The organism is Acidobacteriota bacterium (assembly GCA_039030395.1).
In the GTDB taxonomy this organism is placed as follows: Bacteria; Acidobacteriota; Thermoanaerobaculia; order Multivoradales; family JBCCEF01; genus JBCCEF01.
Genome location: JBCCEF010000004.1, coordinates 223,134 through 250,004, shown reverse-complemented (window position 1 = coordinate 250,004; position 26,871 = coordinate 223,134). Strand labels below are relative to the sequence as shown.

Sequence of the window (26,871 nt, the reverse complement as noted above, 5' to 3'; positions counted from 1 at the left end):
GTGCCTGTCCGCCCAGAAGAAATGGAGAGCCCTCAACGGAGCACAGCTCGTAGCCGAAGTCGTCCGAGGAACCCGATTCCAAGACGGAATCAAACAAGCCGCCTGAATCTGAACCCATACACAACTTTTGACAATTGCTCATCTCGATGAGAGATTCCAGGCCCCACTATGGGCATTCTGGATTCTCGTACACAGAGCTGCGAAGAGGTCTTTCATGGCAGGATCTTCGCGCTTGGACATCGCATCCGTCAACCTGCGAGAATTCGAAGAGCAGCTGCGAGTAGAGCTGCGAGACAAAGACTGGAGCGACCTTGCGGAGAGCTTTCAATTCACGGAGTAGCTCCGATAAACCATATCTCGTAGTGAGGAACACCATACCGCGACAAAGCAAGCCAATGGCACTAACCAAATTGCCAAGAAGCGGCCGCCTGTGTCACCGCCAACCAGCGCGGCTGGGGATCCGGATTCGTTGCCGCACTCCACGCCCCCTGAGCACGAAAAGGGCGGCCCGGAGGCCGCCCTAGGTTCACCTTCTGTCCAGAGCCGCTACAGGGCGCCTTGCGGAGGCCACTGAACGGTGCGGCCCTCGTCGTCGATCACCAGGGACTCGGTGCCCGCCGGCAGCGTTTGCAGGCTCTTCAAGAATTCGATCACCGAGTCGCGCTCGTTGTCCGGCAGGTTCTCGAAGGCCACCCGCGAGTCGATCGCCTCGCCGGCATGGGCGAGGATGGCCTCGCGCATGGTGGTGTACTTGCCGTGGTGGAAGTACGGCCCCGAATTGCCAACGCCCCACAGGCGCTTGGTCAGGAAGCGGCTGTTGCCGGCGAAGAACTCGTCGGATCCGGCCGCGAAGTGCATGTTCAGGCTCTCGCGGTTGGGGTCGTCCGGACCGGAGGTGATGTCGTGCAGCTTCATGTCCGTGTAGGCAGGAACGAAGGTGGTCTTGGTGGCTAGGTCCTCGGACAGCCGCGGCAGCGGAAAGAACTTGCTGTTCAGGTTGACGTTGAGGTCTGCCTGTTCGCCACGCTGTAGGTTACCGGCCGGGTTGTATGGGTTCGGCTCTGAAAAGAACCAACCCCAGTTGTCGAGCGGCAGCGCTTGGATGTGGCAATCGGCGCAGCCGATTTCGGCGAAACGCTGCTCACCCAGCCAGATCGCCCGCCGAATGCCGGGGTCGCTCGGGATCACCCGGCCGGGCACCGGCAGCGCCGCCTGGTAGACGGAGACCGCCGTCACCTCGGCGCGGTTCATCTCGTCCACGAAACCGTCGCCGTCGGGATCCGTTCCGTCGCCGAAACGTTCGGAGGTCTGGATGCCGTGGTGGTGGTTGTATGCGTTGTTGGTGAACTCGCGCAGGCTGATCACCGCCGAGGCCTGATGGAACGGACGAACGATCAGGTTCGGCGGATCGCCGACTCCCGTCGAGCGGAGGCTCGGAGCCGCCAGTCCTTCGACCGCCGAGGTGTCCCAGGTGCCGTCGAGATTGCGCTGGAGGAGACCGAAGGAAACACCCTTGGACACCAGGTTTGCCGAGCCGCCCGGCGGGATCGAGGCGCGGATGTCTTGTAGGTCAGCGGTCATCTGGCGGGCCAACATTTCCAGGTAGCCGCTACCGAACATGCTGGTGGTGGCGCGGCTGTTTGCGATGGTGTCGAGGGTGGTGGCGGCCCCGCTCTCGTCGAAGGTGCCACCGGTGGGCACCGTGTCGACGCCGTCGAAGGTCGCGAAGTCGAAGCGTTGGCCGAGCACGAAGACGTTGGCGACGATGTCACCGCCACCACCGGAAGCGGGCTGGTTGTGGCACCCGGCACAGGAGTTGGCGTCCGGCGCCGAAACGCGGTTGAAGTTGCGCGGAAAGATCAGCGGATTGCTCGGGTCGGACAACGGCGCGCCGACCCCCTTGGTCAGTGGCCGGCCACCACCCTCCTGAGGCGTCCAGATGGCGTTGAACAGGCTGGCGCCGGTGCGAAACAGCTCTTGCTGCGGGATGAGGTACTCGTCGCCATCGGCCAAGCGCTTTTTGGCACCCACTTCCTTGCCGATTCCGCCCGTTTGCGCCGTCGCCAAAGCAGCGGACAGCGTCAGGATCAACAGGCCGAATCCGAGGATGATGTTCTTCTGCTTCACGATGCACTCTCCAGTTTCTTGGCTTGATTTTGGGAATGATGACTTTTCCGCTCGATTCCGAAGGCCTGATTAAATATCTTCTTTAAATATAGTTATTTGCAATATTCTCTATACTAGGATAGATCTGGTGGCTGGTCAAGCCCGTATAAAAACGGGGTAGTTTGTTCGGAGGCATCGGCAAGGGGCTGTGAGGCAGCCAGGTTGGCAGCATTTTGCTTCTACCGCTCCAATCTCAACGTGTCAATTTTGACGTACAGCGGGACATACAAGCTGCTCGCCGTAGGGGCCGCAAACTACCCTCGACCTCTTCAATACCGGGCCACCGAAGGATCGATGCGGACGCTCCAGGCGTCGATCCCCCCGGCTAGGTTATACGCCCGAGAGAAGCCTTGGTTGCGTAGAAAATCGACCGCTTGGGCGGAGCGGATGCCGCTATGGCAATGCACCACCAGCAGGCGCTCCCGGTCGAGTTCGTCGAGGTGGGACGGCAACTGCGCGAGGGGAATGAGGCGCGCGCCTTCGATGCGACAGATCCGCTCCTCGACCGGGTTGCGCACATCCAGCAGATCGAAGGAGCGACCCGCCTGCTGCCAATCCCGCAGGGTCTCCACCTCGATCTCGGCATGCGGCAAGTCCTCGACGGGACCCTCGGACGCCTGGGGAGCTTCCACGTCGCTACCCGCCGGAGAGCCACACAGGGCGTCGTAGTCGACCAGTTGTCGAATCGAGGGCTCCGGCGAGCAGACGGGACATTGCTCGTTTTTAGGCAGTGCGATCTCCCGGAAACGCGCTGCCGAAGCGTCGAAGATCAACAACCGACCCACCAACGGAGTGCCGACTCCGGTCACCCACTTGATGACCTCCGCCGCCTGGAGGGAGCCGATCACCCCCGGCAGCACTCCGAACACCCCGCCCTCGGCGCAGGAGGGCACCAGGCCCGGCGGCGGCGGCTCCGGAAACAGGCAGCGGTAGCAGGGACCGTCCGCCGTTGCGAAGACCGAAACCTGCCCCTCGAAGCGCAGGACGGCACCCCATACATTCGCCTTGCCGGCGAGCACGCAGGCGTCGTTGACCAGATAGCGGGTGGCGAAGTTGTCGGAACCGTCAACCACCAGGTCGTACTGGGCGATGAGCGCCGGGGCGTTGCCGGCGTCGAGGCGGAGATCGTGGCCGCGCACCTCGATGTGCGGATTGACGTTGCGCAGGCGAGCGACGGCGGCTTCGACCTTTGGGCGGCCGAGGTCGGACTCGCCGTAGAGCACCTGGCGGTGCAGGTTGCTTTCGTCCACCCGATCGAACTCGGCGATTCCCAGAACGCCGACTCCGGCGGCGGCCAGGTACAGCCCCGCCGGGGACCCCAGGCCGCCGGCCCCGACCAGCAGAACCCGCGCCGCCTTGAGCTTCTTCTGCCCCTCCGGACCAACCTCCGGCAGGATCAGATGACGCCCGTAGCGCCGGGTCTCGGCATCGGTAAGGGCTGGAAGGTGAGTCGACATTCCTCCCCTAGCCTACAGGGCGCGCAGAGAGATGACGCCGGTGATCAGGGAAACGGCCACCGCCACCGCCGACAGCAGCAGCAAGAGCACCGCCGCCACCAGATGATCCACCCGCTCCGCCTTCAGCGGGTCGAGCAGTGCCGCCACGCCGAAGCCTCCGATGAACCCTCCGAGGTGGGCCCAGTTGTCGGTGCCGTCGAAGACAAAACCCAGCACGAACAGGATGGCAGCCCAGATCCAGGCCTGGCGGCCGACCTCGTAGCTGGCCTTGCGGCCGTAAAGCACCTGCGCACCGAGCAATCCGAAAATCGCGGCGGAGGCGCCAACGGTGTAACCGCCAGAGCCCAGCAGGCCAGCGAGAGGACCAAGGAGCGACGGTCCAAAACTGCTGGCGGCAAATCCCATCACCCCAGACAGCACGTAGATGATGACCATACGGCCGGCTCCGTAGAGCTGCGCCACGTCCGGCGCGAGCTGGCGGATCCACATCATGTTGAAGGCGAAATGGAGCAGACTGCCGTGCAGCCACGAAGCGGACAACAAAGTCCACCAGCGGCCACCGGAGATCACCGGAAGCTGACCGCTGGCACCGAAGGCGAGCAGGCTGATCGGGCTCGGCGACAGCAGGCCGCGGATGTTGGCGTTGTCGGCGATCAGGGTCGCCCCGTACAGGACCGCGCAGCCGACCAGGACGATCTGAACGAACCCGAGATCCTGGCCGAAGCGGCGAAAAACCGCCGCGTAGCCCCACATTCCCGGATAGCGCCGGCCACAGTTCCAGCAGGTCTCGTCTTGGACCCCGGTCAACTTGCCGCAGGAGGGACACACCACCGATCCGGAGGTCTGGCGTCGTAGCATGGGCGGGATTGTATCCGCCGCCCTCTGCCGCCTCCGGATTCGAGCGGTCTCCCACCGCAACGATCACCGGAAACCATCGACTTTCAAGATCGACTTGTTCAGAAGGAGTCTCTCCATGAAGCGCAGAATTCTCCCCACCGGCCTCGCCCTCATCGCCCTGCTGGCGCCGACCGCCCTCGCTCTGGGTGCCGAAGAAGCCGTCGCCTCAGGTACCTGGACAAAGAAGGGCTACCGCATCGCCGGAAACTGGAGCCTGATCGTCGACAACGGCGCCCGCTACCTGGTGCTCGACGAGGGGTTCAAAACCAGGAAGGCTCCCGACCTGAAATTCTTCCTCTCTCCACGCCCACTGGCCGATCTCGGGGACCGCAACGCCCTCGACGGCGGTGCCGTCCTCATCGCTCCCCTGGAGGCGCCGCGCGGGGCTCAGCGCTATGCCCTGCCGGACGATGTCGACCTCGCCGCCTTCAAAACGCTGATCCTGCACTGCGAGCAGTATTCGAAGCTGTGGGGCGGCGCGGCTCTCGGCCTAGAACCCTAGGCATCGGTCGTTCTTCCGCCGCGGTGGAGGCGGATTCAGAACGGGCCGACCCCGGGATTGAGAATTCCGTCCGGATCGAACAAACGCTTGAGTCCACGGAACACCTGGCGCTCCTCCGGTGAAGCGGTGAGGTGGGCGAACTTTCGCTTCAGGCGGCCGATGCCGTGCTCGGCGCTGATCGAGCCGCCGAGTTTCACCACCCGCCGATAGCTCTCCTCGTCGAAGCGCTGACAAAGGGCGGCGAAGTGCTCTTGGTCCATCGCCACCGGGCACAGCAGGTTGATGTGCAGGTTGCCGTCCCCCAGGTGGCCGAAAACCGCCAGCGGCAGATCGACCTCCCCGGCCAGCCGCCGTACCTCGCTCTCCAGGGACGACAGGGCGCCCACCGGCACCGACAGATCGTTCTTGTGGACGCGGTGCCCCGCCGCCAGCCGGTCGCTGATCCCCAGCCGGTACCGCCAGGCCCGGACCTGCGCCTCGGGTTCCTCGATCCATCGGCCGTCCACCGCCGGTGGGCTTTCCCGCAGCCAGTCTCGCGCCGCAGACCGGAGTTCATCGGTCGCCGCCTCCAGCTCGACCAGCGCGAGGAAAGGAGGATTCTCCGGCAGCAGGGGGCCGCCGAGGTGCTCGGCCATCAGCCGGTGGCAGACCCGGTCGAAACACTCGAAGGCGAGGGGACAAGCCGGCAACCGGCGAGCCGTCGCCAACATCGCGAGCAGAGCTTCCAGGCTCTCTGCCGCGAGCGCCGCTAACCACCGCCGGGCCGCAGGCGGCCGGGTGAGCCGGACGGTCACCTCGGTGAGGATGCCGAAGGCGCCTTCGGAACCGACGAAGAGCGTTTCCAGCGGTGGCCCGGTGTTGTCTTTGAGAAGCGCTCCCCGGCGGCGCGATCCACCGAGGCGCAGCACCTCGCCGGAACCGGTGACGACGGTCAGGCCGAGCACCCAATCGCCGGTCATGCCGTAGCGGATCACCCGGATGCCACCGGCGTTGGTGGCGACGTTGCCGCCGATCTGGCTGCGGTCGCAGGCGGCGAAATCGACCGGAAAGAACCAGCCCTCCTCCGTCGCCGCGCGCTGGAGCTGACGCGTCAACATCCCCGCCTCCACGGTGAGCGCCGGGACGTCCCGATGCCAGGCGAGCAGCCGGTTGAGGCGCTCCAGAGCGACGACCACCTGCCCGTCCGCCGCCACCGCGCCGCCGGAGTAGCCGGTGCGGCCGCCGGCCGGCACCAGGGCCACGCCGGCGCGCCGCGCCCAGCGCACCACCGCCGCCACCTCCTCCGTCGAGCGAGGCAGCACCACCGCCGCCGGTTCACCGCCGACCAGGGGGCTGCGGTCGCGCCCCCACGGCACTCGAAGAGGATCCCCGACTTCCCGGACACGCGTCGCACCCAGAGCGTCCGGTCCGAGGAGCGCGGCAAGCTGTTGCCGAATCACGAAGAGTTTTGAAGCGACTCCAGGGGGTGGTCCACGACCGAGCCCGGAAGGGCTCGGCGGCACCTTGGCTGCCGTGGACGGGGTGAACCCGAAAGGGCTGTTCTTTTAAGGCGAGGGAGCGCCCAGCCCCCTGGAAACGGAAAGCTAGCAGAGGGTGAGGAAGTTCTGACGGACACTTTTGTCCCCTGCTAGGTGTCCTTGCGACTGCGAAAGCGGTCGATCGAGACCACCTTTTCGCCTTCACCGGACTCGTCGGCGTCGTCCTCGGCCGCCGGCTCCGGGACGGCCTCCGGACCAGCCTCGATCTCCTCCACCTCCGAAGTGAAGCGGAGCCCAAAGGGGCCTTCCGGATCGGCGAAGGAGGTCATCGCCTGGAAAGGCACCAGGACCCGCTGCTTCGAGCCGTCGAAGGCCAGGGTGACGGCGAAGGCCTCGCGGTCGACGGCGAGATCCCAGTACTGATGTTGCAGCACGATGGTCATCTCTTCCGGATGGCGCCGCAACAGGCTCGGCGGTACCTCCACGCCGGGGGCGGTCGTCTGGAAAGCGATGTAGAGGGCGTGATCCTCCGGCAACCCATGGTCGCGCAGCCGTTCCAAAACGAGCCGCACCACGTCCCGCAGCGCCTCCTGAACCAGTTCCTGGTAGTCGAGTTCTTGTTCGGTCATGGGTAGTCCTCTTGCCCGCTATGGCCGGGCGCGCCGATGGTCCGTTGCCTCATCGGACTTTTACCACAGCTCGCCGGCCTAGGCCCGATCTTCTCACCAACTTCGTCGCGAGAGGGCGGCCGGCGCCTGCAGTTGCAAGGAGTCTGGATCTCGAAGCGACTAAGGCGTACTTTCAGTACGTCGAGGAGCGGAGAGGCCAAAGGACGCAGCAGATGCAGGTGCATCCGTCCTCGCAGCAGAAGGCTGGTGAGAAGGTCGGGCCAGGCTGGCGACCCTTCTCCGGTTTCGGTATCTTTGGGGTCGCAAGGCTTGCATTCAACGGACCCTGTCCTGGTCCCTAAAAGAAAGCGAAGTCGATGGAAATCTACGACGATATTCTGCAGACTCTCGGCAACACGCCGCTGGTCCGCCTTTCCCGATACTCGGCCGGTCCCGCCGCCTTGGTGGCGAAGATCGAATCCTTCAACCCCGGTTCGAGCGTCAAGGACCGCATCGGGCAGGCGCTGATCGAGGCCGGCGAACGGAGCGGCCAGCTCCAGCCCGGCGGCACCATCGTCGAACCCACCTCCGGCAACACCGGCCTGGGGCTGGCGATGGCCGCCAACCTACGCGGCTACAAGATGGTGTGCACTGCTGCCGACAAGATCCCCAAAGAAAAAGTCGCCTTGCTCGAAGCCTTCGGGGTGGAGATGATCCTCTGCCCGACGAATGTCGAGGCGGACGATCCGCGCTCCTACTACAAGCAGGCGGAGCGCATTCGTGACGAAAAAGGCGCCTACCTACCGTACCAGTACCACAACCAAGCCAACCCGCAAGCCCACTACGCCAACACCGGTCCGGAGATCTGGCGCCAGACGGACGGCCGCATCACCCATTGGGTGGCAGGCATCGGCACCGGCGGCACCATCAGCGGCACCGCCAAGTACTTGAAGGAGCAAAATCCCGCGATCCGGGTGGTCGGAGTGGACACCATCGGCTCGGTGTACGCTTACCTCCACGAGCACGGCGAAATGCCGCCGGAGGATCAGATCCACCAGTACTTGATCGACGGTATCGGCGAGGATTTCCTGCCGGGCAGCGTGTGGATGGACACCATCGACGAGGTGATCACCGTGGACGACAAGGCGGCCTACCAGGCGGTGCTCGACCTGGCCCAGCACGAGAGCATCTTCACCGGCTCGTCCGGCGGCGCGGCGGCGGTGGCGGCCCGCCAGGTAGCGGAACGGGAAAGTGCCGACGCCCTGGTGGTCACCCTCTTCCCGGACTCCGGTGAGCGCTATCTCTCCAAGCTCAACAAGGAGTGGATGACGGAGAACGGGCTGCTGGAGGAGTAGTTCCCCCCTCATGTCTTTCCCCGATCTGCGGTCTTTCATCGACCGGCTGCGACACGATGGCGACCTGGTGGTGGTCGAGGCGCCGGTCGATGCCCGTCTGGAAGTGCCGGAAATCCACCGCCGAGTGATCGCCGGCGGCGGACCGGCACTTTACTTCAGCAACGTCCAGGGGGCGGACTTTCCCCTGGTCACGAACCTGTTCGGCAGCGCCCGGCGCGCCGAGCTGGCCTTCGGGCCGCGGCCGCTCCGGCTGATCCGGCGGCTGGTCGAGTTGGCGGAAACCCTCCTGCCGCCCACCCCGGCCAAGCTGTGGGGTGCCCGGGACGTCGCTCGCGAGGCGCTCTCGATCGGCCTCGGCAAGAGCCGCCGGCCGCCGGTGATGGAGGTGGTGGACCGGCCCGCCCGCCTCGACCGCCTGCCGGTGCTGACCACCTGGCCGGAAGATGGTGGACCCTTCGTCACCCTGCCGCTGGTGTATACCGAACATCCCGACGGCAAGGGCCACAACCTCGGCATGTACCGACTGCAGGTCCACGGCCCGGCGACCACCGGCATGCACTGGCAAATCGGCAAGGGTGGCGGCTTCCACTACCAGGTGGCCGAAGAACGCGGCGAGGCTCTGCCGGCGACGGTGTTCTTGGGAGGACCGCCGGCGCTGATCCTGTCGGCTATTGCGCCGCTGCCGGAGAACGTGCCGGAGCTGATGCTCGCGTCGCTCATCGCCGGACGACGCCTGAAGCGCGGCGCCGGACCCTTGGGGGACCATCCACACCCGCTGATCGCCGACGCCGAATTCGCCCTGCTCGGCCGGGTGCCGCAGCAGCAGCGGCGGCCGGAGGGCCCCTTCGGCGACCACTACGGCTACTACTCCCTCACCCACGACTACCCGGTGTTCGAGGTCGAGGCCGTGGCCCACCGGCGCGACGCCATCTATCCGGCGACGGTGGTCGGCAAGCCGCGGCAGGAAGACTTCTTCATTGGCGACCTTCTCCAGGAGCTGCTGTCGCCGCTCTTCCCGCTGGTCATGCCGGCGGTCGAAGACCTGTGGTCCTACGGCGAAACCGGCTACCACTCGCTGGCCGCGGCGGTGGTCAAAGACCGCTACGGCCGGGAAGCGATGGCGAGCGCCTTCCGCATCCTCGGCGAAGGCCAGCTTTCGTTGACCAAATTCCTGTTCGTCCTCGATCGCCCCATCGACCTCAAAGACTTCCGGGCGGTCCTCACCCATCTGCTCGAGCGCACCCGCCCGGAGACGGATCTCTACGTGCTGTCGAACCTCTCCATGGACACCCTCGACTACACCGGCCCGCGGGTGAACGAGGGATCGAAGGGGGTGTGGTTGGGATTGGGCGATCCGGTGCGCGAGCTGCCGCGGGAGTACTCGCCGCAGGTCGAACCGCCGTCGGAGGTCACCGGCGTCGAGGTCTTCTGCCCCGGCTGCCTGGTGATCGGCGGCCCGCCCACCGCCTCGGACCCCGCAGCCGCCGCCCGCCTGGCCGCCCACCCGGCCTTCGCAGGCTGGCCGCTCCTGGTGTTGACGGACGAGCCGCAGCGCGCCGCGGCGAGCCCGGTCAACTTCCTGTGGACCACCTTCACCCGCTTCGAGCCCGCCTCCGACATTCACGCCGCGGGCGTCCGGACGGTGCGCAACCACCTGGCCTACCAGGCGCCGATCCTGATCGACGCCCGTCTCGATCCAGACTTCCCGGACGAACTCTTCTGCGACCCAGAGACCGCCGCCACCGTCGAGCGGAGATGGAGCGAATACTTCCCCCAAGGCAAAATAGAAATGGGCGACTCCGACCGCGGCCACCTGGACTGATCCCTTTCCCCTCCCCCACTAGATCCTTCCGCCGGATCCTCCGTAGACGGAGAGAGTGCACCGAAGGGGAACGCAACCTGAAACCCTTGTCTCTCGTACAAACGTAGTAGAAAATGCAGCACAGCGAGGAGGGGACCTCGCACGTTGACCGATTCTTGATCCGTTGGAGGGGCCAATTCGATGGGAAAACGTCGATCGTCAAGCGATCGAGCCGGCCACCGGCCGGCCAACGGATGGCGGGTAGCCCTAACGCTCCTCGCACTCGCCGGCTTGGCGACCACCACCCCTCCCCCGGTCCGGGCCCACGAAGACCCCAACGCCGCGGTGCCCGAGATCCGCGCCGTGCGGATCGAGGGCGAGCTGAAAGTCGACGGCATCCTCGACGAAGCCGCCTGGCAAGACGCTCCGGTCGCCGACGGCTTCACCCAGCGCAACCCGAACCCCGGCGCGCCGATCAGTCAACCGACCAGCTTCCAGGTGGTGTATTCGGCCACCACGCTGTACATCGGCATCCGAGCCGACACCGACTCTCCCGAAGACATCGTCGCCCGCGAAATGCAGCGCGATGGCCCGCTCTTCCGGGACGATGCACTGCTGGTGCTCCTCGACACCTTCCACGACCACCGCAATACCTACATGTTCGAGGCCAACCCTCTGCGCGCCCGCACCGACGCGCTGATCGTGGACGAAGGCCGAAGTTCGGACTTCCAGTGGGACGGCTTGTGGGAAGTGGGAACCTCCCGCAACGAAGACGGCTGGATCGCCGAATTCGCCATCCCCTTCAGCACTCTGCGCTTCGATGCAGACCGAGACACTTGGGGGTTTCAAATCCGCAGGATCGTGCGAGCGAACAACGAATTCTCCTTCTGGTCCCCCACCGGTCTCGACGCGAACCTGTTCAAAACCTCACGCTACGGCCACCTGACGGGCCTCGAGCCGCCGGAACCGGGCCTCAACCTGCAAGTGGTGCCGTTCGTCACCGGCGGAGTCAAGGACGACGCCGAAACGGGCGGCTCGGACGACGCCGACGCCGGCCTCGACGTCAAGTGGGGCATCACCCGAAACTTCGTGCTCGACCTGACCTACAACACTGACTTCGCCGAAGTCGAGGCGGACGATCTGCAGGTCAACCTCACCCGGTTCTCGCTCTTCTTTCCGGAGAAGCGCGACTTCTTCCTAGAGAACTCCGGCATCTTCCGCTTCGGCCCCGGCGCGCCCACCCTCGATCTGTTCTTCTCGCGCCGCATCGGTATCAGCCCGGAAGGCAACATGGTGCCCCTCGAGTGGGGGACCCGGCTGTCCGGCCGGGCCAAGGGTTGGAGCCTCGGATTCTTGGACGCCCAGACCGAAGCCGCCACCTTCGAAGACGAAGACGGCGACCGAGAGGTGGTGCCCTCCACCAACTGGGGCGTGCTGCGGGTGCAGCGGAACTTCGGCCAGCGGGTGACCGTGGGCACTATGGTGACGAACATCGAAACGGACGACGACGATCTCGGCGGCGACCAGCGCGCCTGGGGCCTCGACGCCAACTTGAACCCGACGGACCGCCTCAACCTCACCGCCTTCTGGGCGCAGACAGACGATGACGACGGCGATTTGGCGGCGGACGAAGACGGCACCTGGGCCGCCGGCGTCGCCGCCGACTGGCGGGCCGACACTTGGAACTGGGAACTCCTCGCCCAGGAGATCCGCGGCGGTTTCGAACCCAAGCTCGGCTTCGTGCGGCGCAACGGCATTCGCCGCTACAACGGCGAACTCGGCTGGCAGCCGCGCTCCGACAACCCAAAGATCCTCAACTACGCCTATGAAGCGGAGATCGACATGATCACCCGCAGCGACGACAGCTTGGAGAGCCTGGAGCTGGAGTTCCTGCTGTTCGGCATTGAGTTGGAGAATGCCAACGAGGTGTTCTTCTTTGCCGGACACGAGGTCGAAGACCTCGACCAACCCTTCGAGATCAGCGACGGGGTGATCATCCCGGCCGGCCGCTATGAATTCGAGGCCGTCCGGGGCGTTTGGGACACCAACAGCAGCCTCCCCCTGTCCGGCTTCGTGGCGGTTCGAGTGGGAGAGTTTTTTGACGGCGACCGCACCGGCATCGAGGGCACCGTCCGCTGGCGCCCGAACCGCTTCTTCCGCACCGAGACGAGCTACTTCTACAACGACATCGAGCTGCCCGCCGGAGACTTCTCCACCACCCTTCTGCGCCAACGGGCGGCCCTCGCCTTCACCCCGGACCTATCCTTGAACGGCCTCGTCCAGTACAGCGATGCCGCCGAACTCCTGGGCGTCAACCTGCGCCTGCGCTGGACCTACCGGCCCGGCTCGGACCTGTTCGTGGTGTACAACGAAACCTGGGATGCTCCCTCCCTCGGCGATCCACGGGAGAGGGAGCGGCAGCTCATCTTCAAGCTGTCGTATTTGTGGGGGCGGTAGAGGGATGAGGCGGCCTGGCCGGCATTCTTGGTCAACCCGGAAAGTCGAGCACCCAGCCGGCACCATCCGCACCTACGGCCTACCGAGGGCGGATCTGCCGAGAGCTAGCAGTGCTGGCTGGCTCAGCGGACGAGAGCGCTCGGTGTCCAGCGCAGCTCAAGGCGGCTGCCCTCGGCGATGGACGGGTCGATCTCGAGCGTCTGAGTTTCGCCCGCTTGCAAGAGGACCCGTCGATCGAACACCTGGCCATCGCGGCTATCGATCCGCAACAGCTCGAGCCCGTCGATCGCCGAAGCACCGATGACGACAAAGGCGGTCGCCCCCAGGGTGGGGCGCTCGCTGCTGTGAGGCGTGATCAGGAGATAGCGACCGGGGGTCGTGTTCAAGGTGAGCTTTGAGCCGCCGCCGGCAGCCTCGAGCCACGCATCGATCCGGCCTCCGGCAGGACCTAGGCAAAGTGGTGCAGGGTGGCTTCCTGGAGCGTCGACTTGAGGGTCCGGGGAATCCACAAGCTCGAGCGTTGTTCCGGCGACCTGCCACCGCCAGTCGTCGGCGAGTGGCAGCGGAACCAAACGGGTGTCGAGGCTGTGCGGGACACCGTTGACACAGTGTACGAGTGTCGCCACTCCAGTGTGAAGGTTTTGGCTTAGCGGCAACCAACTCAATACGACTGACCATCCGTCAGCAACCGTGAGAGTGTAGACCGGCTGGTTCCAGGTGAAGCGAAGAACACTTTCAGCGGTCTCGCCCGCAGTGGTGGTCAGCTGCGCGCGGATCCATCGCGATGGCGTTCCTGCCAGCGGCTTGGCCGCCAGAGAGCCGCGGGGCACGTCGAAGGTTCGCAACTCCTCCTCAGTGGAGGCGCTCGCCGGCGGTTGGGCGAAAACCTCCAGCTCCGTGTCGCACCACTGGATGCGGCAGCCCACGAGCCGGCAGATCTCTTCTGCCACTTCGGTCCAGGGTTGGTTCTCGGCGTCGAAGGTGACCGCGCCGCGGACGCCCGGGTGGATCACCACGCTTAGGTTCGAGAGCCGACCGAAACTGCGCAGCGTTTGGAATAAATCGGCGCCCTTTAGCGAGATGCTGATCTCTGCGGCATCGGCAGGAGGTTGACTCGGAGTGCAGTCGGTGGCCGAGACGGCGCCGCCGGGCGTGCGGGTGACAATGCGGATCGTCGGTGTCGGATGGTCCTCGACGGTGCACCCGAGCCCATTCAGTCGGCAAATGGTAGCCAACGCCTGGCGCCAGGTTACTTCCTTGAGCTCGACGGTGACGGTGCCTTCGAGAGGGCCGTCCGCGTCGACGGTGGCGCCAGCGATTTGCGCGAAGGCAGCGATTGTCATCGCCAGATCCGCGTCGCGAAACGACAGGCTGATCGGCTCTCCCTCATCGATCTGGTGGGCACCGACCGCGGCCGGGACGATGAGGAGTACGGCGAGGGCTATGCACAGGATCGAACGGTTCATCGCGAGACTCCCGAGGGAAGAAGGATGGTGGTGGAGCCGGACGGTGAGGTCACCGTCATGACTCCGCTAGCGTTGCTGATGGTCAATCGTCGCGGCGCGTCGGAGTGCAGGACCTGGGTGCCCGATGGAAGAGGGTCCTGCCGCGGCGCGAAGGTGTGGTTCAGCAACGCGGCGAGCAAGAGCGTCAGAGCGGCGGCGGCGGACCAACGCCATATCGGGAGACGGTGGGTCGGTTCGGCGAGGGCACTGCGGACGATGCGAACGGCGCTGTCCGGATCGGGCTCGAAGGCGGCGCGAAGCCGCTCGTCGCTGGAGGTTCGTTGCGCGGGCTCAGGATTCATCGGTCGGTCTCCAACAAGGTATCGAGTCGTTGGCGTGCGCGATGGAGGCGCATCTTGAAGGCAGAGGAGCTGATTCCCAGGGCCTCGGCAGCGGCGGCGGTATCGAGTTCGCCGACAGCGGCGAGCAGAATGGACTCCCGGTCGCGGTGGCCGAGGTGGGAGAGTGCCGCCAGGGTTCGCTGCAGCTCGTCGCGCTGCTCGATGGCGCGCTCTGTGTTGCTGCCGGGATGCTGGCATTTGTGGGCCATGCCGAGGGCGTCGAGCGGTGCGAGGAGGCGCCGCCGTACTAGAGCCCGCAGCGCTCTACGCCGGGCGATGGCGAAGGCGAAGCCGTCGGCATTGTCCGGCGGCCCATACCGCCGCCAGCGCCGCACGAGGGCGGTCAACGCATCTTGGGCTGCCTCTTCGGCGAGGCCCGCATCACCGGTCCGAGCCAGACAGTAGCGCAACAGGCGAGGGGCCAACGTTTCCACGATCTCCTCCAATGGCATCGCGTGAACAGTACCTGCAGGACTGTGGTGGTCACAATTTTCCTGCAGATTGGCGCGCATCAGTTCTGAGGCGAAGTCGTTCGCCGTCTTTTTTGCGCGGAAAGGAGCCGCGGTTGGAGGACTAGCCAGCGCGGGCAGGTTCGTCGCTCAGCGATTCATCGCCGAGAAATCGGTCCTGGGAATGGCCTTGGAGGCGGCGCCAAGGGAAGCTGCCAGCCGGTTGTTCAAGAGCAAAAAGAGCAAAAGTTCATGCCTGGCCTACAGGTTCGGCGGCTGACCGGCGAGATGGGACCGGCGAAGCGCAGGCCGATTCGGTCGGCTGGCGCCCCTGCCTCCCGGGCAAACTCCCTCGGCGTCCGGTAGCCGAGGGAGCCTTGCGTTGCAGCCTTCGCGCCAGGACTCGATCCGGTGGCGAGGGTCCAGCGAATCGCCTTCTCCGGCCAGCTTCGACTACTCCGACCCCTCCGCCGAAGACGCATTCTCAAGCGCCGCCAGGCGCGCCGCCTCGAACTCGTCGCCGGGATTCCAGGTGGGCATTCGGTTCGCCTCGGCAATCTCCACCGCCGCCCGGAAACCCAGGCGGGCGTCTTCGATCATCCCCTCGAAGTTCCAGTCGTCTTCCAGCTCGTCGCTCGGCTGGTGGTACTGCACGCTCTCCCAGGCCTTGATCTGCTCTTCGCCCCAGCCCTCCGGCTGGCCGATGAACTCGGTGCCGCTGTCGAAGTAGATGGCCGGCACGCCGATCTTGGCGAAATTGAACTGGTCCGAACGGTAGAAGAAGCCGCGATCCGGGAACTGGTCCGCCTTCACCACCCGCCCCTGCTCGCCGGCATACTTCTCAACCACTTCGTCCAAGGACGACTTTCCGTAACCGATGAATCCAATGTCGCGGGTGCGGCCCCAGATATTGGCGCCGTCGTAGTTGATGTTGGCGGCGATCTTCCCCGGCGGGAAGGTGGGATTGCGGGCGAAGAATGCGGAACCGAGAAGGCCCTGCTCCTCCGCCGCCACGAAGGCAAAGAGCAGCGAGCGACGCGGCGCCTCGGGCAGCTCCCGGAAGGCCCGGGCGATAGCCAAGAGCTGACTGCAGCCGGAGGCGTTGTCGAAGGCGCCGTTGTAGACGGTGTCGCCTTCGGCATCGGCCTTGCCGACCCCCAGGTGGTCATGATGGGCGGAGAAGACCAGCGCCTCGTCGGCCAGTTCCGGGTCCCGCCCCGGCAGAACGGCGAGCACGTTGGCGGTCTGGGTGCTCTCCAGCTCGTTGGTCAACTCGATGGAGGTGGTCACTGCCAGCGGCACCGGCTCGAACTCACGGCTGCGCGCCCGCTCCGTCAACTCCGCCAGATTCTCCCCGGCGAAGGACACCAGCCGCTCGGCGGCATCCTCGGAAACCCAGGCGGCCACCTGCACCCGCGCCTCGTCGCCGGCCGGCAGCTCAAACTGTGGTCCAGTCCAGGAGGTCTGCACCACCTGGAAGGGATAGCCCGCCGAGGGCGTCGTATGGATGATGATCGCCCCGGCGGCGCCCTGGGCGGCGGCGCTCTCGTACTTGTAGGTCCAGCGGCCATAGTAGAGGCGCCGGTTGCCCTCGAAGAGGGCCGGATCCCAATCCGGATCGTTGTTGAGCATCAGCAGGACCTTGCCGGTGAGGTCGGCGCCCTTGTAGTCGTCCCAACCGTACTCCGGCGCCTCGATGCCGTAGCCGACGAACACCACCTCGGCGTCGGCCACCGCAACGGCAGCTTCCTGCACCCCGGAGCCGGCGATGAAGTCGTCCCAGAAGTTGAGGCTCAAGGAACGATTGCCGGCGACGAAATTCCAGGTCTCCGGCGCCGTGGTGGTGATCCCCAGGATGTCGAAGGGCTGTTCCCAGCCGCCATCTGCAGCGCCCGGCTGATAGCCCATGGCTCCGAGCTGCTGGATCAGATACTGGCGCGTCGCCGTATCGCCCTCGGAACCCGGACCGCGGCCCTGGAGGGCATCATCGGACAGGTAGGCGATGGGCGGCTTCAGCACCTCTTCGGTGATCACCTCGGCGGCCTGCGGCGCGGCAGCGACCAGGTCGACCTCCGCGGCGGTTTCGGCGCCCGGCGAGCAGGCACCGAAGAGCGCCAAGGCGCCGGTCATGGCGAGAGAAAGAAAGAAGAGTCGAGTTGGGTTTCGTGCCGTTGAATGCATCGCTAGTTCTCCTAGAAGTCGAAAGATCCGGCCCTGCGGCGCGCCGGCCCGGCGGACGCCGGCGAGTCGACGGATCGTGTTGCCGCATGCTAGGGAAATCGGGGTGAAGAATCAGGAGCCGGGCTTCATGATCGCGAGAAAAGCCGCCAGGCCACCGAGCAGCGGAATGGTCCACCACAGCGTCAGCGCCAAACGCGGCGCTCGGCGCACCACGGCCAGGATGCCGCCCATGACCAGCCACAGGGCCAGCTTGAGCCACACCCACGCCGGCCAGGGGAAACCCTGGAGCACCCGCAGGCTGGAGAGGTGACCGATCAGCATCAGGCCCGAGAACAAGATCACTAGCAGCGCCACGCCGTGGGTCGCCCCGGCCAGCTTGCGAGCCTTGATCCCCCAGCCCTCGCCGGTGGTCTCGCCGGCTTGGAGCTGGTGATACACCATGCCGCCGAGGCTCGCAAAGAGCAGAAAGCCGCCGAACAGGTGCAGAACGGTACTCCAGTCGTAGCTCATGAGATCAAGGCTCCCTTGGTGATGCGCGAGCAAGTTCTTGGCCGGTTCTCCGCCCAAATCGAGTCTTCCGCGCCTTTCCTGCATCATACCGCCCGGGCGGTCGAGCGAGCACCCAGCCGATCCCAACGCCTTGATCCACGACATCGAATTATTTACGATAATTCAATGAATCGGTCTCGAATCCTCTCCCTGAGCCTCGCCCTCGTCCTGCTCGCCGCCACTCCGGTGGCGCTCTCCGCTGAGATCCCCGCCTGGATCGGCGGCGAATACGCCGAGGAGACCGGTCGGCCGCTGTGGGTGAGCCTGGAAGAGGCGGCACCGAATGGGGAGATGAACTGGGATCTCCTGCCGGCGGGCACGCAATCGAGCCTCAAGAGAGAGCTAGATCGCTCTCGGCGCCTCTACGAAACGAAAGGCAAGAGTCCGGCAGAGGACCCGTGCATGACCTACCTCATTATCGACGACCAGCGACCCCAATGGTTGAACCCACCGAGAACTCCCTACGAAATCTCGCGCTTTTCGGAATTGATCGTGAGCGGCAAGGTCTCAACCCAGGCTTCGGGCTTCTTTCAGGGGGTGGCATCGACCCTCTTCGAAATCGAGGTTGACAGCCTACTCAAATCCCCTTCAGGCATTCGTCCCTTCCGGACATTGCGAGTGGTCTATGGCGGCGTGACCCTTCTCATGGAAGGGGGGTCCTACTGCGTTCGGCCGCGCGGAGGGGAGGATATTCCACAAGAAGGAGACTCTGTTCTACTGATTTTCGAGCAGGCGCCTGACTTTCGGGCCCCTTTCGTTCCTCTGCTCGACGATCAGCTCTTTTACCGCCTTCCGAGCGGCAAGACTTCCGTGACCGACTACTTTCCGGAAATCTTCTACTCGGACCTACTTTCATCCCTTGAAGAGGCATTGGAATCGAGTCTCCCATGAGGAAGAAGTTTCGACTCTGCAGCGCAGCGACTTGGGCTATTGCGGTCCTTTGGCCGCCTCTTCTAGGTGCCATTGACTGCGCTCCGAAACTTTCTAACTGGAACGGCCAACAAGAAGCGAACTTCTTCATGCTGGTCTCTCCCACTCCGTTCCCCTGGATCGCCAATGGAGCCGATCTCTGGAACTCTTCGTGTGCCGTCACCCAGGTCCCCCACATCTACACCGGGTCATCGCCGCAGGCCGGTCACTTCAATGTAGACGTGATCTTTCAAAATGGAAGGAATCTGGACCGAGGGCCAACCGGAGGATGCGGCTACACGATACGCGAATACAACCAAAGCGGCGATCTCACTGGGGTCACCATCAGAATCTTCGAGCAAAGCTACAGCGGCGAACCGTGCGACAACTTGGACCGCACGATGGCCCACGAGATCGGCCACCTCATGGGTCTCGGAGATGTCGAGCGCTGGGAGTGCCGAGATCGCATCATGTACGGCTACAATCGGCCTGGTCCCACCACCGTCAGTGTTGAGGATTGCCAAAGGGCCGACGCCCAATGGTGGACCGACTTTGAATCCCCGGACCCCTGCGACCACCCCTACCCACCCCAGGGCTGCGACCCCGGCGGGCCGGATTCGCCGATTCTGCTAGATCTGGACCGCAATGGCTTCCTGCTCACCGGTCTGGGGGATCCGGTCTCCTTCGACATCGACGCCGATGGCGTCGCCGAAACGCTGTCGTGGACAGACCCTCGCGGGCTCGACGCCTTCCTCGCCCTGGATCGAAACGGAGACGGGGCAATCACCAGCGGTGCCGAGCTGTTCGGCAATCACACGCCGCGGGTTGATGGTTCGACGGCGGAAAACGGCTACATCCCGCTGGCGGAGTTTGATCTACCTGCCCTGGGGGGTAACGGCAACGGTGCGATCGATGCCGGCGACGTCGTGTACGACGAGCTGCTGCTGTGGATCGACCAGAACCACGACGCCATCTCTCAGCCGGGTGAGACCTTGAGCTTGGCCCAGGCCGGCGTGGTGCGAATCGGCCTGGACTTCCGCTACACGAAACGGCGCGACAAGGCGGGCAACTTCTTCCACTTCTACGGAGCTGCCTGGCTCGCGGTAGGCAATCGAGAACTGAGGATCGACACTACCGACGTGTTCTTTGTCGTCGAGTAGCGGTCAGCGGCGGGGGACGGGCGTCGCCGCCCCCTCTTCCACCATCTGGACATCGATCACCGGCCGCTGGCCCGGGGCCAGGACGATCACCCGCGCCTGGGGCAGGGTGGACTGGACCGTTTCGAGCCACAGGTCCGTTTCCGTCTGCCCCGGCGTGCGGCGCTTCTGGGCGAGGACTTGACGGAACCGCTCGGCGGCGCCGCGGGCTTGTTGCCGGCGGCGGTCGGCGTCGGCGCCGGCCCGGGAGAGGAGTTGTTCCGCTCCGCCGCGGGCGAGGGATAGCTCGCGCTCCCGGGCGCTCTCGGCGTCGCTGATCTGGCCGGCCGCCTGAGCCTTGGCGTCGCTCACATCCCGGAAGGCCGCCGCCGCCTCGCGCGGCGGATCGACCGCCTGCAGGTTGACGGCGGTCAGCACGACCCCGGCGCCGTAGCCTTCGAGCAGACGCTGCGCCTCGGTGCGGACGCGGTTCTGGATCGCCGCCTTGCCGGAGGTGAGCACCGTATCCACCGGCAGGGAGGCCACCGTCTCCACCAGCGCCGCCCGCACCACCTGGGCCACCAACAGCTCCGGATCCTCACTGCCGAACAAGAACCGCCCCGTCTCGGCCACCTGGTACTGCACCACCAAAGTGGTCTCGATCAGGTTTTCGTCGCCGGTGATCAGCACCAGATCCGGTACCTTTTCGCCGAAGATTTCCAACCGGAAAACTTCGCCGGTGGCGACCTTCTCCACCCGCTCGACCCCCGGCAATCGAAAGCGCAGCCCGGAGGCCACCGGTTGCCCTGTATAGCGTCCGAAACGCAGCAGGGCGGCGGACTCGCCGTTGCCCACGGAGTAGATTCCCGCTGCCAGCCACAGCAACAGAATCACCGCCGCCAGCGCGCCGAAAACCGCCCGGCGGCGCCGGCGGGTGTACTCCACCGCGCCGCGAATCCAGCGGACGCTCGGCGGAGGCATTGGGGAATCAGGGGCCATCGAGGGTCCGCATCAGGGGTGAATCGGATTCGAGGAACACCGTCGTCTCTTCATCGACGATCGACTCGTAGGCTTCGAGGGTGCGCAGGAAGCGATAAAAGGACGGATCGGCGCGGTAGGCATCGGCGAAGATGGCGAGCGCCTCGGCCTCACCCTCGCCGCGCGCCGCTTCCGCTTCGGAGCGCGCCTCAGCCAGAATGCGCTCGCGCTCGGCGAGGGCCGCGGCCTCGATCTCCAGCGCCTTCTCCTCGCCCTCGCTGCGATAGCGGGTAGCGATGCGGGCGCGCTCGGCGCGCATGCGGGCGATGACGCTGGCGCGGTTTTGCGGCGGCAGGGTGAAGCCGTTGACCTGCAGATCGACGATTTCGATGCCGAAGTTGGTGCGGGTCAAGGAGTCCACCGCCTCGGCTACCCGGCGGGACATGGCGCGCAGCTCGAGAGCCTCTTCGTCGGTGTTGATGAAGCCCTCCATCGGCACTGCGCCGACCGCCGCGCCCAGCTCCGCCGCGGACACGTCGAGGAGGCGGGCTTCCGCCTCGGCCCGGTTCTTGACGGTCTGGGCGAAGCGCACCGGATCGGCGATGCGCCAGCACAGGTAGCTGTCCACCAGCACGTTCTTCTTGTCCGCCGTCAGCAGCTCGATCGGCTCGCCGTCGAACACCAGCAGCCGGGCGTCGAGACGGAGGACCGAGTCGATCGGCCAAGGCGCCTTGAAGTGGAGGCCCGGACCGGCGGCCGCGGCGCGCGGCGCTCCGAAGCGGGTGACCAGCCCCATCTCCGATTCGGGCACCGTGAACACCGCCGTCGACAGCCACAGCAGGACGAGGATCAACAGAACGATCTGTACGAAGCGGAATCTCATGGGTGGTCGATCTCCCGGTCGAAGGGTTTCTTCTGCGGCGCTGGCGAGCGGTTCGGCCGCGGACCGTCGGCGCCGCGCCACAGACCGATGGATCCGCCGCCGGTTCCCGGCGGCAGGACCACCTTCGGACGGCCGGCGAGCACCCGCTCGGCGGACTCGATCCACAGCAGATGGGTCAGCAGCGAGCGATCTCCGGCGAGGGCGCCGGCCCGGGCGGTGAAGGACTCCGCCGCGCCGGCCGCCTCGGTGGCCCGGCCCTCGGCCGCGGCGGCCGCGGCGGCACGCTCCAGCAGCCCCTGGCCGCGCGCCCGGGGCACTTCCTGCTCGCGCATTTCTTCGGCCCGCAGAATGCGCGACGCCCGGTCTTCGTTGGCCGACGAGACATCCCGGAAGGCGGCCACCACTTCCTGCGGCGGATGGAGGTCCACGACGTGGACGGAGTTCACCCGCACACCGGAGTCGATGGCGTCCAGGGATTCCTGCAGGCGATCGCGGAGGCGCTGCTCGACGACCGGGCGGTCCTCCGTCAACAAGGCGTCGAGGGTGCGCGAAGCCACTTCATGGCGCGCCACCGAACGGGCGTAGAGGGCGACGAAATCGCGCCTCTGGTCCATGGCGTAGAAAAATCGGTAGGGCTCGTCGAGCCCGTAGTGCACCGTGAAGGTCATCTCCAGCAGGTTCTCGTCGCCGGTCAGATAGCCCGCCTCCAACGGCCGGGAGTTCATCGCCGCCACCGGGCTGTGCCATTCATTGGGGTTGGCGAAGAGCGAGATCTCCCGCCGCTGGGCGATGGCCTCCAGATCGGTGCGGAAACCGACGTCGGCCTTGCGCGGATAATCCACCCGCCAAACGTCGATGCGGCCGAACGGCACCGGCGCCCCGAAGTGCAGGCCCGGCGGCAGCGGCTGCCGCGCCGCCCGGCCGAAGAGCACCCGGAAACCGGCGGAATCCGGCGGGATCACCGCCACGCCGATCGACAGCCAGAAGAGAGCGACGGCCGCCACGGCAGCGGCCACCAGGTGACGCAGCCGCAGTTTCGGCCAGCGGCTGGCGACGAAGGCGCGGGCGCCGCGCAGGTTGTCCGCCGCCTCGTGCATCCCCTGGCGGAAGGCACCGGCAAACAGCCGCCAGACGAGCAGCAGGCCGAAGACCACCACCGACGCGGTGTGGAGAAAGCCCACCCACCCCTCCGTCTCGGCGGTGAGACGCGCGACCACGTTCCAGCCGGCCACGCCGAGCAGAAAGTCGAGAACCAGGCCGGTGACGAGGGCACCCGCGGCGATACTCACCAGATAGATGCGCACGAAGCGACGCCCGAAGTGCTGCAGCAGGAGCACCAGCGAGGCGGCGTTGGTCGCCGGGCCGGCCAGGAGAAAGACCATCGCCGCTCCGGGGCTCACGCCCTTGGCGACCAGCGCCGCGCCCACCGGCGTCGAAGCGGAGGCGCACATGTAGAGGGGAATGCCCGCCACCAGCAGGATCAGCATCGGCACCAGACCGCCGCCGGCGGCGAGGTCGTCCGGCACCACCGCCACGATCACCCCGGCGAGGAGGAAGCCGACGATCAGCCAGAAGGCGATGTCGTCGAGCATTTCGACGAAAGCGTAGTGTCCGACCTTGCGGCCGGCGGTGCGAAGCGTCGCACCGTCGCGCCGGCGCAGGGCCCGCCACAGGCCGGACCAGCCAAGAGTCTCCTCTTCCGCCGCCGATTCCGTGTGGTGGTCATGCAGATGGACACCGCTGTCGGCCAGGACCGCTTCATCCAGAGGCTGGTCATCGGAGTCTTCCCTCCGCAGGCCGGCCTTCTCGGCAATCGCCAGCACCCCGGCGATAAGCGCCGTGAAGAACGAAGCGACCGGCCGGGCGATGGCCATCACCGGTCCAAGCATTGCCCAGGTCAGGAAGATAGCGTCGGCGCTCGACTCCGGGGTGGTGATGAGAAAGGAGAGGTTAGCGGGCCGGCTGGCGCCCTTGCGCTTCAGTTCGATGGAGACCGGCACGATGCCGCAGGAGCAGATCGGCAGCGGCACGCCGAAGGCGGCGGCCTTGGAGACCGCTCCGAGGCCACCCTTTCCCATCCATCGCTCCACCGCGCGGCGGGAGATCAGCACATGCAGCACACCCGCCACGAACAGGCCGAACAGCACGAAGGGTGCGGCCAGGAAAAAGGTTTCCCAGGCGCCTTCGAGGACGGCGAGAAGAATCGACAGAAGAGACATGACCGCCTGACTCTACAGGGCGACGACGACGATGCCGAGGGTTTCCGGGGCTTTACGCCCCGGAAACCAACTCAGAACGATACGCGCAACACCAGAGAAACGTCGCGCCCGGGCAGCAGCACGTCGTCCTTTAGGAAGGAAACGTGATTGCGGCGCTCTTCGTCCGTCAAGTTGCGTCCGCGCAGCAGGGCGTCGACCACCGTCGGTCCGGCGAGGAAGCGGTAGCCGACAGAGGCGTCGACGGTGGTGTAGCCGTCCGTCGGCGTCTCCTCCGGTGCCGTGCGGTCCTGGCGATCGACATCCCGCACCTCGACGACGGCACGCAGCGGGCCACGGTGGTAGTCCAGCCCGGCACGCAGCCGGAGCGGCGGAATGCGCGGCAGGTTCTCACCGCTGCCGCGCAGTTCGGCGCGCACCAGATCGCCGCCTACCAGCAGATCGAGATGGCCGCCTCCGAATTCGGCCAAGTGAATCCGGCCGTCGACCTCGGCGCCGGTGAACTCGGCGTCGCGCTGCAGGAAGCGCACCACCGGCAGCTCGTCTTCCTCCTCGCCGGTGAAGGACTCGAAGATGAAATCGTCGAAGCGGTTGGCAAACAGCGCGACGGAGCCGGTCAGGCGACCCTCCGTCTTGCGGAAGGACACGTCGAGACCGGTGGAGATCTCCTCGTCGAGATTCGGATCGCCGATCTCGAAGGCACCGGTGGCAAGGTGTGGGCCGTCGGCGAAGAGTTCCGTCGAGGTCGGCAAACGAGTGGTGCGAGCCAGGGATGCGGCGACCGCGTAACCATCCTGCGGCCGCCAGATCAGGCCAGCAGAGGCACTCAGGCCGTCATAGGAGCGATCGCTGAAAGAGGTCTCCACGTCCTGAGTTTCGAAGCGTAGACCGCCCTGCCAGGTGATGGCGCCGCGTTCAAACTCCTCGAAGGCGAAGACCGCCAGCGACTGAGTGGTCGACGGCGGCACGAAGGCCTCCTCGCCAATCGCCGAAAAATCGCTGTCGCCGAACTGCAGGCCGATGGAGCCACTCCAAGGGCCGCGCTCGGCCTGCACCAGCTCCACGCGGGCTTCCAGCGAGTCGTTTTCGAACAGCGTGCCGATCTCCTCGCCTTCCAGCTCCTGGTGCTCGTAGTCGGCGACGCCGAGACGCACCTTGATGCCCTGGAAGGGCCCGAAGGCGCGCAGTACCTCACCGCGCAGGTCCACCCGGCGCTGCTCGAGGTCGATGCGGATGATCTCCTCTTCCTCTTCCTCTTCTTCTTCCTCGTGCTCTTCCTCTTCGTGGTGTCCCTCTTCTTCGTGATGACCGTGGCCACCGGGGACGCCGTAAAGGGTGTCGAAGCCGCTGACGGCGACGCCGAAGTAGCCATTCTCGCCGACCCAGGAGGCACCGAAGGCGCCGCTCTCGGTCTCGACGGCGCTGTTCTCCAGCACCCCGGTGAAGGGCTCGTCTTCATCTTCGTCTTCGTCCAGGGAGGGAGGGCCGGGCACTTCGTAGTCGTCCGCCTCGCGCTTCTGGTAGTCGGCGTGCCAGGCGAAGGCCCCGCCGCCGCCGTTCAAGGAAACGGCGCCGGCCTTCTCATCGGCGGCGGTGCCACCGACGATCTCGACGCTGCCGGAAATCGGCGCCTCGGGCACGTAGCTCGGCACCCGGCCGTCGAGCACGTTGACCACGCCGCCGACGGCGGAACTGCCATAGAGCAGCGTCGCCGGGCCGCGCAGCACCTCGATGCGCTCCGCCGCCAGGGGATCCGTGGACACCGCGTGGTCCGGGCTCAGGTTGGATGCATCGGCGCTACCGACACCGCTTTCCAAGGTCCGCACCCGGTCGCCGCCCAGGCCGCGGATCACCGGCCGGCTGGCGCCGTTGCCGAAGGAGGTGGCGTTGATGCCGGGCTCCGCGGCGAGGGTTTCGCCGAGGGACGACTGAAGGCGCCGATCCAGCTCGTCGCCGGACAGGGTAGTGGTCGGCTGGGCAACATCCAGCCGGCTCCGGGCGATCGCCGAGCCGGTGACGAAGATCTCGTCGCCGACCACCGCCCGGTCCACCCCGATCTCCAAGTCGACGGCCTCGCCAGAGCGCACCGCTACCCGCGCCACGCCGTTGCCGGCGAGCGGCGTTTCAGCTTCCAGCAGATAGTTGCCCGGCGGCAGATCTTCAAAGCGAAAGGTGCCATCGGCGCTCAGCTCGCGGCGCAGGTGGCGATCCACCAGCAGCACCTCGCCGCGCGTAACCGGTTGGCCGTCACGGTCGCGCACCACTCCGGAGATGGTGCCGGAATCGGCGTCGGAAGTCGGTTGCGCCGCAAGCGGACCCACCGCCCCGACGACCAGCGAGAGACTCAGCGCCCACAGCACAGCATGGCGCCGCGCGCGAAATCCAACAGTGCGTCCGAGAACGGCTCCAAGGCCCTCCCGGTCCATTCGAAACATCTTCATTGTCAAGTACTCCTCGTTCCTACGAGATCCACGTCTGCATCCAAGAATCGCAGCCCGGAACACACCGCACCGCGCGAACCCGGCGGCCGCCGTCGGGCGACTGCCGGTCAGGGGGAGAGAAAGGAGATCAGGAACGCGGCGGCGCGCGGCCGTGGCCGGCGCGCCGATGGAGGGGACGCGGAGGAAAGGCGGGCAGCGCCGCAGCCGCCGCGAGCACCAATTGCGCGACGCGCGGCTCGGCGGTGATCGCCAAGCCGCGGCTGTGCTCGCGGTGCTGGCACACCGGGCACTCCTCCGGCGACACGGCGTGAGCCGGTTCGACATGGGAGGCCGGCGCGCGGTCTTCCGCCTGGCAGAGATAGAACGTCTCGCCGGTGAGCGCCGTGCCGTGATCGTCGCCGCCGAGGGCGTGCAAATCCACCACCGAGACCAGCAGCAGCAGAGTCCAGGCGAAGGCGGGCAGACGATGGCGTGGCGAGAGTCTCATGGCGCTCAGGGACTGATGATACCTGAATCTCAACAACCCGCGGGCGGACGCCTTCATTCCCCATCCCCGGCGCCG

Annotated in this window: 22 protein-coding genes; 7 read left to right on the top strand and 15 right to left on the bottom strand. The window is 66.1% G+C overall.

Annotated elements, in window-relative coordinates; translation table 11 throughout:
* Positions 1 to 214 precede the first annotated feature (214 nt).
* Positions 215 to 340 (top strand): hypothetical protein, encoded by a 126-nt coding sequence (locus AAF481_06855; protein ID MEM7480876.1) that lies wholly within the window; start codon positions 215 to 217, stop codon positions 338 to 340.
* Between the two features lie 206 nt (positions 341 to 546).
* Here the strand turns inward: AAF481_06855 and AAF481_06850 are convergent, their stop codons facing one another.
* From AAF481_06850 to AAF481_06840, 3 genes are all read right to left on the bottom strand, one after another.
* The gene (locus AAF481_06850) at positions 547 to 2,127 is read right to left on the bottom strand and encodes a di-heme oxidoredictase family protein (GenBank protein ID MEM7480875.1); all 1,581 of its coding nucleotides are present in this window, start codon (positions 2,125 to 2,127) and stop codon (positions 547 to 549) included.
* A 308-nt stretch (positions 2,128 to 2,435) separates the two neighbouring features.
* Positions 2,436 to 3,623, bottom strand: coding sequence for a molybdopterin-synthase adenylyltransferase MoeB (moeB, locus tag AAF481_06845; protein MEM7480874.1), 1,188 nt, complete (start codon positions 3,621 to 3,623; stop codon positions 2,436 to 2,438).
* Between the two features lie 12 nt (positions 3,624 to 3,635).
* Positions 3,636 to 4,481 (bottom strand): rhomboid family intramembrane serine protease, encoded by an 846-nt coding sequence (locus AAF481_06840; protein ID MEM7480873.1) that lies wholly within the window; start codon positions 4,479 to 4,481, stop codon positions 3,636 to 3,638.
* 115 nt (positions 4,482 to 4,596) lie between these two features.
* On the opposite strand from AAF481_06840, the gene AAF481_06835 reads away from it, so the two are divergent.
* Positions 4,597 to 5,022 carry a DM13 domain-containing protein gene (locus AAF481_06835; protein MEM7480872.1) on the top strand — a complete coding sequence of 142 codons (426 nt, stop codon included), beginning with the start codon at positions 4,597 to 4,599 and terminating at the stop codon, positions 5,020 to 5,022.
* A gap of 35 nt (positions 5,023 to 5,057) precedes the next feature.
* Here AAF481_06835 and AAF481_06830 read toward each other — a convergent pair whose 3' ends face one another.
* Both AAF481_06830 and AAF481_06825 read right to left on the bottom strand, forming a co-directional pair.
* Positions 5,058 to 6,377 carry an FAD-binding oxidoreductase gene (locus AAF481_06830; protein ID MEM7480871.1) on the bottom strand — a complete coding sequence of 440 codons (1,320 nt, stop codon included), beginning with the start codon at positions 6,375 to 6,377 and terminating at the stop codon, positions 5,058 to 5,060.
* Positions 6,378 to 6,649: 272 nt separating this feature from the next.
* A complete protein-coding gene (locus AAF481_06825) occupies positions 6,650 to 7,129 on the bottom strand; it encodes a ClpXP protease specificity-enhancing factor SspB (GenBank protein ID MEM7480870.1) in 480 nt (159 codons plus the stop codon).
* A gap of 356 nt (positions 7,130 to 7,485) precedes the next feature.
* Between AAF481_06825 and AAF481_06820 the strand changes: the two genes are divergently transcribed.
* The 3 genes from AAF481_06820 to AAF481_06810 all read left to right on the top strand — a co-directional run bounded on the left by AAF481_06820 (position 7,486) and on the right by AAF481_06810 (position 12,721).
* Complete coding sequence (locus AAF481_06820; GenBank protein ID MEM7480869.1) at positions 7,486 to 8,463, top strand: cysteine synthase family protein; 978 nt, start codon at positions 7,486 to 7,488, stop codon at positions 8,461 to 8,463.
* A gap of 10 nt (positions 8,464 to 8,473) precedes the next feature.
* On the top strand, positions 8,474 to 10,285 hold the full coding sequence (locus AAF481_06815) for a UbiD family decarboxylase (GenBank protein ID MEM7480868.1): 1,812 nt from the start codon (positions 8,474 to 8,476) through the stop codon (positions 10,283 to 10,285).
* A 180-nt stretch (positions 10,286 to 10,465) separates the two neighbouring features.
* Positions 10,466 to 12,721 carry a DUF5916 domain-containing protein gene (locus tag AAF481_06810; protein MEM7480867.1) on the top strand — a complete coding sequence of 752 codons (2,256 nt, stop codon included), beginning with the start codon at positions 10,466 to 10,468 and terminating at the stop codon, positions 12,719 to 12,721.
* Positions 12,722 to 12,843: 122 nt separating this feature from the next.
* Here AAF481_06810 and AAF481_06805 read toward each other — a convergent pair whose 3' ends face one another.
* From AAF481_06805 to AAF481_06785, 5 genes are all read right to left on the bottom strand, one after another.
* Complete coding sequence (locus AAF481_06805) at positions 12,844 to 14,187, bottom strand: hypothetical protein (protein MEM7480866.1); 1,344 nt, start codon at positions 14,185 to 14,187, stop codon at positions 12,844 to 12,846.
* The gene (locus AAF481_06800; protein MEM7480865.1) at positions 14,184 to 14,528 is read right to left on the bottom strand and encodes a hypothetical protein; all 345 of its coding nucleotides are present in this window, start codon (positions 14,526 to 14,528) and stop codon (positions 14,184 to 14,186) included. The genes AAF481_06805 and AAF481_06800 overlap by 4 nt, the downstream gene beginning before the upstream one ends.
* Positions 14,525 to 15,001 carry a sigma-70 family RNA polymerase sigma factor gene (locus AAF481_06795; protein ID MEM7480864.1) on the bottom strand — a complete coding sequence of 159 codons (477 nt, stop codon included), beginning with the start codon at positions 14,999 to 15,001 and terminating at the stop codon, positions 14,525 to 14,527. The genes AAF481_06800 and AAF481_06795 overlap by 4 nt, the downstream gene beginning before the upstream one ends.
* A 468-nt stretch (positions 15,002 to 15,469) precedes the next feature.
* On the bottom strand, positions 15,470 to 17,197 hold the full coding sequence (locus AAF481_06790; GenBank protein ID MEM7480863.1) for a M28 family peptidase: 1,728 nt from the start codon (positions 17,195 to 17,197) through the stop codon (positions 15,470 to 15,472).
* A gap of 111 nt (positions 17,198 to 17,308) precedes the next feature.
* Complete coding sequence (locus tag AAF481_06785; GenBank protein MEM7480862.1) at positions 17,309 to 17,707, bottom strand: hypothetical protein; 399 nt, start codon at positions 17,705 to 17,707, stop codon at positions 17,309 to 17,311.
* A gap of 165 nt (positions 17,708 to 17,872) precedes the next feature.
* Between AAF481_06785 and AAF481_06780 the strand changes: the two genes are divergently transcribed.
* Both AAF481_06780 and AAF481_06775 read left to right on the top strand, forming a co-directional pair.
* Positions 17,873 to 18,637: a hypothetical protein gene (locus AAF481_06780; GenBank protein ID MEM7480861.1), complete on the top strand. Its 765-nt coding sequence runs from the start codon at positions 17,873 to 17,875 to the stop codon at positions 18,635 to 18,637.
* A gap of 128 nt (positions 18,638 to 18,765) precedes the next feature.
* The gene (locus tag AAF481_06775; protein ID MEM7480860.1) at positions 18,766 to 19,815 is read left to right on the top strand and encodes a hypothetical protein; all 1,050 of its coding nucleotides are present in this window, start codon (positions 18,766 to 18,768) and stop codon (positions 19,813 to 19,815) included.
* A gap of 3 nt (positions 19,816 to 19,818) precedes the next feature.
* Here AAF481_06775 and AAF481_06770 read toward each other — a convergent pair whose 3' ends face one another.
* From AAF481_06770 to AAF481_06750, 5 genes are all read right to left on the bottom strand, one after another.
* A complete protein-coding gene (locus tag AAF481_06770; protein MEM7480859.1) occupies positions 19,819 to 20,790 on the bottom strand; it encodes a protease modulator HflK in 972 nt (323 codons plus the stop codon).
* Complete coding sequence (locus AAF481_06765; GenBank protein MEM7480858.1) at positions 20,780 to 21,652, bottom strand: protease modulator HflC; 873 nt, start codon at positions 21,650 to 21,652, stop codon at positions 20,780 to 20,782. The genes AAF481_06770 and AAF481_06765 overlap by 11 nt, the downstream gene beginning before the upstream one ends.
* Complete coding sequence (locus AAF481_06760) at positions 21,649 to 23,871, bottom strand: SO_0444 family Cu/Zn efflux transporter (protein MEM7480857.1); 2,223 nt, start codon at positions 23,869 to 23,871, stop codon at positions 21,649 to 21,651. The genes AAF481_06765 and AAF481_06760 overlap by 4 nt, the downstream gene beginning before the upstream one ends.
* Positions 23,872 to 23,942: 71 nt before the next feature.
* The gene (locus AAF481_06755; GenBank protein ID MEM7480856.1) at positions 23,943 to 26,309 is read right to left on the bottom strand and encodes a TonB-dependent receptor; all 2,367 of its coding nucleotides are present in this window, start codon (positions 26,307 to 26,309) and stop codon (positions 23,943 to 23,945) included.
* A gap of 127 nt (positions 26,310 to 26,436) precedes the next feature.
* Positions 26,437 to 26,796 (bottom strand): hypothetical protein, encoded by a 360-nt coding sequence (locus tag AAF481_06750; protein ID MEM7480855.1) that lies wholly within the window; start codon positions 26,794 to 26,796, stop codon positions 26,437 to 26,439.
* Positions 26,797 to 26,871 lie beyond the last annotated feature (75 nt).

What these genes read in the sequence shown, in the direction of transcription:
- AAF481_06820 (MEM7480869.1), top strand. Translation starts at nt 7,486, where the DNA reads ATGGAAATCTACGACGATATTCTGCAGACTCTCGGCAACACGCCGCTG.
- AAF481_06815 (MEM7480868.1), top strand. Translation starts at nt 8,474, where the DNA reads ATGTCTTTCCCCGATCTGCGGTCTTTCATCGACCGGCTGCGACACGAT.
- AAF481_06770 (MEM7480859.1), bottom strand. Translation starts at nt 20,790, where the DNA reads ATGGCCCCTGATTCCCCAATGCCTCCGCCGAGCGTCCGCTGGATTCGC.
- AAF481_06775 (MEM7480860.1), top strand. Translation starts at nt 18,766, where the DNA reads ATGCTGGTCTCTCCCACTCCGTTCCCCTGGATCGCCAATGGAGCCGAT.
- AAF481_06755 (MEM7480856.1), bottom strand. Translation starts at nt 26,309, where the DNA reads ATGAAGATGTTTCGAATGGACCGGGAGGGCCTTGGAGCCGTTCTCGGA.
- AAF481_06800 (MEM7480865.1), bottom strand. Translation starts at nt 14,528, where the DNA reads ATGAATCCTGAGCCCGCGCAACGAACCTCCAGCGACGAGCGGCTTCGC.
- AAF481_06780 (MEM7480861.1), top strand. Translation starts at nt 17,873, where the DNA reads ATGAATCGGTCTCGAATCCTCTCCCTGAGCCTCGCCCTCGTCCTGCTC.
- AAF481_06810 (MEM7480867.1), top strand. Translation starts at nt 10,466, where the DNA reads ATGGGAAAACGTCGATCGTCAAGCGATCGAGCCGGCCACCGGCCGGCC.
- AAF481_06760 (MEM7480857.1), bottom strand. Translation starts at nt 23,871, where the DNA reads ATGTCTCTTCTGTCGATTCTTCTCGCCGTCCTCGAAGGCGCCTGGGAA.
- AAF481_06840 (MEM7480873.1), bottom strand. Translation starts at nt 4,481, where the DNA reads ATGCTACGACGCCAGACCTCCGGATCGGTGGTGTGTCCCTCCTGCGGC.
- moeB (MEM7480874.1), bottom strand. Translation starts at nt 3,623, where the DNA reads ATGTCGACTCACCTTCCAGCCCTTACCGATGCCGAGACCCGGCGCTAC.
- AAF481_06785 (MEM7480862.1), bottom strand. Translation starts at nt 17,707, where the DNA reads ATGAGCTACGACTGGAGTACCGTTCTGCACCTGTTCGGCGGCTTTCTG.
- AAF481_06825 (MEM7480870.1), bottom strand. Translation starts at nt 7,129, where the DNA reads ATGACCGAACAAGAACTCGACTACCAGGAACTGGTTCAGGAGGCGCTG.
- AAF481_06765 (MEM7480858.1), bottom strand. Translation starts at nt 21,652, where the DNA reads ATGAGATTCCGCTTCGTACAGATCGTTCTGTTGATCCTCGTCCTGCTG.
- AAF481_06805 (MEM7480866.1), bottom strand. Translation starts at nt 14,187, where the DNA reads ATGAACCGTTCGATCCTGTGCATAGCCCTCGCCGTACTCCTCATCGTC.
- AAF481_06750 (MEM7480855.1), bottom strand. Translation starts at nt 26,796, where the DNA reads ATGAGACTCTCGCCACGCCATCGTCTGCCCGCCTTCGCCTGGACTCTG.
- AAF481_06835 (MEM7480872.1), top strand. Translation starts at nt 4,597, where the DNA reads ATGAAGCGCAGAATTCTCCCCACCGGCCTCGCCCTCATCGCCCTGCTG.
- AAF481_06790 (MEM7480863.1), bottom strand. Translation starts at nt 17,197, where the DNA reads ATGCATTCAACGGCACGAAACCCAACTCGACTCTTCTTTCTTTCTCTC.
- AAF481_06855 (MEM7480876.1), top strand. Translation starts at nt 215, where the DNA reads ATGGCAGGATCTTCGCGCTTGGACATCGCATCCGTCAACCTGCGAGAA.